The following is a 5,645-nucleotide window of genomic DNA, read 5'->3' as shown; positions in this document are numbered from 1 at the left end:
GATGCGTCCTTGAAGTTGTTCTTGTCAAGGATGTTTCGTCCATCAAATACAAGCAATGGTTTTTTGGCTTTTGAGAAAGAGTTTTGATCTAGTTTTGCATATGTTTTGTGATCAGATGAGATAAAGACCATGCTCGCCCTATCTACAACAACATCCAAATCAGATGATAGTTTGACTGACAATGGTAACAAGCTATCTTCAAATATGTATGGGTCATGGACTGCAACCTTGCATCCTTTCTTTAGAAATTCCTTTACTACAGTATAAGTTGGTGAGAGTCTTGAATCAGTTACCTCTCCTCTAAATCCTAATCCTAGAACTGCAATCTTTGCTCCTTTTAGCTTTACCTTGTTCTTTGTCAACATTTTCAAAGAATCGTTTACGCATTTTATTGGCATCAAATCATTTGTTTTTCGTGCAAATTCTACCATCTTGAGATGTTTCCCTATCTTTGATGAAGCTTCTATGATAAATCTCGGATAGACTGGGATACACAGACCACCCACACCAGTTCCTGGATAGTGTAGATGACAGAATGGTTGTGAGTTGGCACCCCTTCTTGCTTCCCAATAGTTTACACCTACTTTTTCACAAAATTCCGATAGTTCGTTTGCAAGTGCAATGTTGACATCCCTATATACGCCTTCAAATAATTTTTCAGCTTCTGCATTTGCAATTGAAGAAAAGGTCAACACGCCTTTTTTGGATATCATCCTGAGCAATTCTTCTCCAAATTCCAGGCTTTTCTTTCCAAGCCCTGCAACTATGGCCGGATAATTTTCTTCTATATCCTGTAATGCCCTTCCCTCAAAAATTCTCTCAGGGTTGTAAACAAAATAAAAATCCTGTTCGCCTTTTAGCTTACTATACTTTTCAATAATTGGTAATACAATATTTTGTGCAGTGCCTGGGGGTAGTGATGGTGATATCAATATGGCATCTTCTTTTTTGAGGCCTTGGCCAATATCTTTTGCAACAGATTTTAGCGCAGAAAGGTCGATTTTTGATTCTTTTAGCCCGACTGGAACTGCAACAATCTTGATATGAGATCTTGTTGAAGCTTCAGAACCATTGTCTGTTACCTCCATGTTGCCTTGGTTTAACGCCTTTGTAAAAGTATCAGAGATGAACGGTTCCTTTTTGTGAGATGTTCCTGCCTTGATTTGTGATAACAATTTCTTTGAGATGTCAACACCTATAATTTTGGCACCTGCCCTAAGCCATGCCGCTGCAAGAGGCCCTCCCACGTTACCAAGTCCATATACTGCAATTATTTTTTTGTAGGATGTTACAAGAGACTGAATTTCAGGCAATTTACAAAAATATCACATGACTGGTAATTTAACCTAGTGCCATAAATACTGATTATCATCTGTAGCATAACCATAGAAATTTACAACATCCTTTGTCCAAATTATAGACAGAACCACAGTCCGGGATTATGATCAATTCACAAATAATGCCAAAAATGCAAGTCTGTGCATTTAATGAAATGGTTTGGCAAGCGTTACTCACAGAGTATTCAAATGGATCTTTTTATTTGTTAGGTAATATGAAATTTGGATTCAATAAAAAACACGGCAAGAGAATCTGGCCGTATTAAATATCAGGTGGAGTGATTAGAGAACTACCATAAAATACTAGATGAAAGTTTCATGGGATAGAGAATGGATCTAAAAATATTGCATGTGTTTAACAGAGGAAATGCGCCTTACAACTTGGTCAAGGGTTTACGAATGAAAAACGTACAGGCGGATTTGATATATTCTGCAAAGGAAGGAAACATATCCGATCCCTCTTGGGAAGGATCTAGAAAAAATGAGCCTTGGCTTTCCGAATGGAAAGGCGATTCATTACACATGTTATCAAACAAAAGAGATTTCGTAGAGCTCTATAAGAAAGCACGACAATATGACCTACTGCATTTACATTATCCAGCCTCTACATTTTTACAATTCACCTTCAAGCCTTTCGTAGTACATGAAACCGGATGGATACGAATTATTCCGTTCAGGAATAATTTTACGGACAGATTGATGAAGCGAAGTTTCGCAAATGCCAAGTGTGTAGTTATGACAAATCCTGATTGTTATTCACTATTGGAAGGATTAAAGTACAAAAAAGAATATTTTCTTCCTTTTGGAGTGGATACTTCATTTTATCATGTTGCCAACGAACCTGAATCGGATGATCTTGTTTTTGTGCATCCCAATAGACAACACTGGGAATACAAGGGAACCGACAAGTTATTGAGAGCCTTTTCTAGATTTATAGAGGACAATCCCTCGGCAAAGTTGATTATGATAAAGTACGGAGCAGATTACGAAAAATCCCTAGAATTAATTCGTAAATTAAATTTAGAAAAAAACATCATTTGGAAAGAATTCATGGATAAAAAAGAACTGATAAACATGTATCAAAATTGTCACGCAGTTTTTGATCAATTCAATGTGGGATCATACGGTACTGCAGGAATAGAAGCTATGGCATGCGGCAAACCTTTAGTGATACATATAGATGAAAAGTGGTATGCAAAATGTTTCGGAGAGATATGTCCTGTAATTCAGGCCAATTCAGAAGAGGAAATTCTGGCAGCAATGATTTTAATAAAAGATAAATCTGCACGAAAAAAATACTCTGTGCAAAGCAGAGAATTTGCAGTCAAGCATCACAATCTAGAAGTTGTAGCAGACAAATGCATCAGATTATACAATGAAATAATATGACACTGGTGTAGAAACAGCATTTATTCCCGATGCAGATTTTTATTTATTTTTCCTATACCATTCAACGTATCTTCGTACGCCTTCTTCCACTGGCACTTTAGGACTAAAGCCAAATGCTTTTTTTGCCTTATCGTAAGACAAAACCATTCGCCTTAGGTCCCCAGGCAACATCTCTCCATATTTGGGTGTTACATTTTTCCCTATTGTTTTACATACTGTTTCATGAGCTTTGTTCACAGATGTTTCAGTATTAGTTGATAGTAAAAACATCTCACCTCCATGATCTTTTGATTTAGCTCCTAGTATTAGGCAGTCAACAACATCCTTCACATAAATTAAATCTCTTGTTTGTTCGCCATCCCACTGTATAATTGGAGTTTCCCCTTTTTCGACTTTTTCTACAAGTGTTGCAATTAGAGGCCTCCATCCCAGTTTCTCATTGACTCTTTGTCGCTCACCATAAACAGTGGCCAATCTAAAGATGACTGAATACACTCCATGAATTTTATAGTATATCTTTGCATATAGTTCGCCTACTAACTTATTTGCATCATAGGGAGTTTTGCAATCTATCGGATGCTCCTCAGTAACAGGTAAAAATTGCGGGTCGCCGCAAATTCCACTATTACTAGTATAGATCACTTTAGCGTCTTTCTTTTTTGCAAACTCTAAAACATTCAAAGTTCCGTGCACATTTACTTCCATGTTCCTCTTTGGATCTTGAAGACTAAAGGAACGAGGATGTGTTGCAAGGTGAAAAATTGTATCTGGATTATATTTATTTATAGAATTCCAGTCAGTATTTGAGATATCAAATTTTTCAATTTGAATTTTATCTTTTACTTGTTGTAGATTTTTTTCTGAACCATTAGAAAAATCATCCAGAACTGTTACCTTGATATTTTCGTTTACAAGTGACTCAATCAAGTGTGAACCGACAAAACCTGCTCCACCTGTAACAAGTACTTCTTTCACTTTTCTTCATCCCAACTTTTATAGACGCATAATTAAACTATATGCACAATATTACATCACAATATTTTATTTTATTTTCAATTCTTTAGCAATGGATCCAAGCAGTTCTCTGGTGGACTTGTCAATAGCATACGTAATACCCAGATATATCCCACCTCCTATTCCAGCTGATAAAATTACTCTAGGTACAAACTCATAGACAGTCATAGCATAAGAAAGTACAGACGATGATACAAAGTAAATTGCTACAGATGACACCAAAGTAGCTCCGGCATATTTCAACACTATTTTAATAGGGAAATTGATTTTGTATTGGCGTTTAACTAATACAAGTGAATATATCATAAACGGTATAGATGTAGCAAGCAAGATAATTGACCAGACAATTACCATACTCACTTCACTCATTGTTGTTCCTTTTATCGTGATAAGAAATACAGCTAAAAGTATTACATAGGAACCATTCATCACATAACTGAGCGTGGGTATGACAAAGAGCTTGCTTTTCACATATTGTCTAAACGATGCCTGCTTTTCCAAATCAATTGTTTCATATGCTGCAAGTATGTTATAGAATACGTTTGTTAATATATTGATTATTGATCTAATCGATAGAAAATATACAATATAGAATCCTTGAACATACTTTGGATTTAGGACAAATAATGCAGGTTTGGCAAGCACTATGGAAAGTGCCAAGATAGGTATTGCAAAATACATCAGTCGTTTAAGATTTTCTTCGGCAAATTCTTTTCGTCCTTGCGCCAATAATTTAGGATAGAGAGCTTGAGACATCTGCCCAGAATGGATTACTATGTTTGAGATTGTATTTGCAACACCCCAATAAGCAAGACCAATTAGTGAATTAGTCAATAACGAATATATCAAAACATCTAATGAGAAAATAAGTCCAGTAAAGCTTGCATAGAGTGGTATCCAGAATAATTTCAGCCAGTATCTAATAGTTTGCAGGTTTATTTTATCATACAATTCTTGACGGACCATAATTAATAGAATTATTATTTTGGCCAGGCTTGCAAAGATAGTTGCAAGAATAGCGCCAAAAAGGCCCATTTGGCCTATGAAAACAAACCCAAATCCCAAGGGCAATTTTGCTATTTCAAATACAATCATACCATACGATACGGCGTGTGGTTTGTGACTGAGACTAATTCCTGTTAGAGTATTCCCAAGAAATGTAAGTGGTACAAGAACAGAGGCCAGAAAGATACTGGTTGCATCAGTCTTGAGTACATATGTAATGTAAATTGCCATAACAAAATAAGCAATAGTTGCGGCAGCTGAAAATGCACCACTTGTTAAAACTGCAGTCTTTCCCACTTTTTCCCCTCTTGCAATTTGTCGTGAGGTCCAATAGGAAATTATCGGTTCAATTATAACCACATATGACACTAGACTTCCAATCAGTGTCCAAAGCCCAAGATCTTCGGGACTGAGTCTTCTTGTGACAATTATTGTAAATACAAATCCTGTTATTGTGCTTGCGATACCAACTACAAAGGCAATAAGACCAGAATACGTAACCCTAACATTGCTCAATAACAGGATTGCTGGAAAGAGCCTGATAAAAAGAGATGGTGTAATTTGACTATATTTGAAATCAAATCATTAACATGTAGCACATTACCAATTTGCTAAACTTCCATTTTTTGATTTATTAAGAATTCGCTGGATGTAAAATATCTCAAATCCCAAAACATCCCACATTTTGTTTATGTATGCATAGGTAGATTCAGGCTCTGATCTTTTTTTCTTCTCAATTAGAGAAAACATTTCCTGTACCCATTTTTTATTTATCCATTCATCTCTAACCAGATTTCCATCCAAGACAAATTCCTCACATTTTTCGCGTAAGCCCCTGTTCCAAACAGTAATGGGCCTCATACCCCATCCTTGTTTTGGTTTCTTGTAGATTTTTTCAGG

General features: G+C 36.1%; 4 protein-coding genes and 1 pseudogene. 1 reads left to right on the top strand and 4 read right to left on the bottom strand.

The features are described 5' to 3' along the window. Positions 1-1,313: nucleotide sugar dehydrogenase (locus tag DYY66_RS00040; RefSeq protein WP_218583534.1), on the bottom strand; the 1,313-nt coding region annotated here is incomplete at its 3' end. Positions 1,314-1,667: 354 nt separating this feature from the next. Between DYY66_RS00040 and DYY66_RS00035 the strand changes: the two genes are divergently transcribed. Continuing rightward, positions 1,668-2,726 carry a glycosyltransferase family 4 protein gene (locus tag DYY66_RS00035; RefSeq protein ID WP_166285104.1) on the top strand — a complete coding sequence of 353 codons (1,059 nt, stop codon included), beginning with the start codon at positions 1,668-1,670 and terminating at the stop codon, positions 2,724-2,726. 39 nt (positions 2,727-2,765) lie between these two features. Here DYY66_RS00035 and DYY66_RS00030 read toward each other — a convergent pair whose 3' ends face one another. From DYY66_RS00030 to DYY66_RS00020, 3 genes and pseudogenes are all read right to left on the bottom strand, one after another. Continuing rightward, positions 2,766-3,701, bottom strand: coding sequence for an NAD-dependent epimerase/dehydratase family protein (locus tag DYY66_RS00030; protein ID WP_166285102.1), 936 nt, complete (start codon positions 3,699-3,701; stop codon positions 2,766-2,768). Positions 3,702-3,767: 66 nt separating this feature from the next. Next, complete coding sequence (locus DYY66_RS00025; protein WP_166285100.1) at positions 3,768-5,261, bottom strand: hypothetical protein; 1,494 nt, start codon at positions 5,259-5,261, stop codon at positions 3,768-3,770. A gap of 84 nt (positions 5,262-5,345) precedes the next feature. Continuing rightward, positions 5,346-5,645: pseudogene (locus DYY66_RS00020) on the bottom strand (hypothetical protein); the annotation flags it as partial.

Origin of the sequence: Candidatus Nitrosotalea sp. FS (assembly GCF_011319475.1) — an archaeon.
GTDB lineage: Archaea > Thermoproteota > Nitrososphaeria > Nitrososphaerales > Nitrosopumilaceae > Nitrosotalea.
Note: the sequence above shows the minus strand (reverse complement) of the source record. Positions and strands in the feature narration are given on the sequence as shown.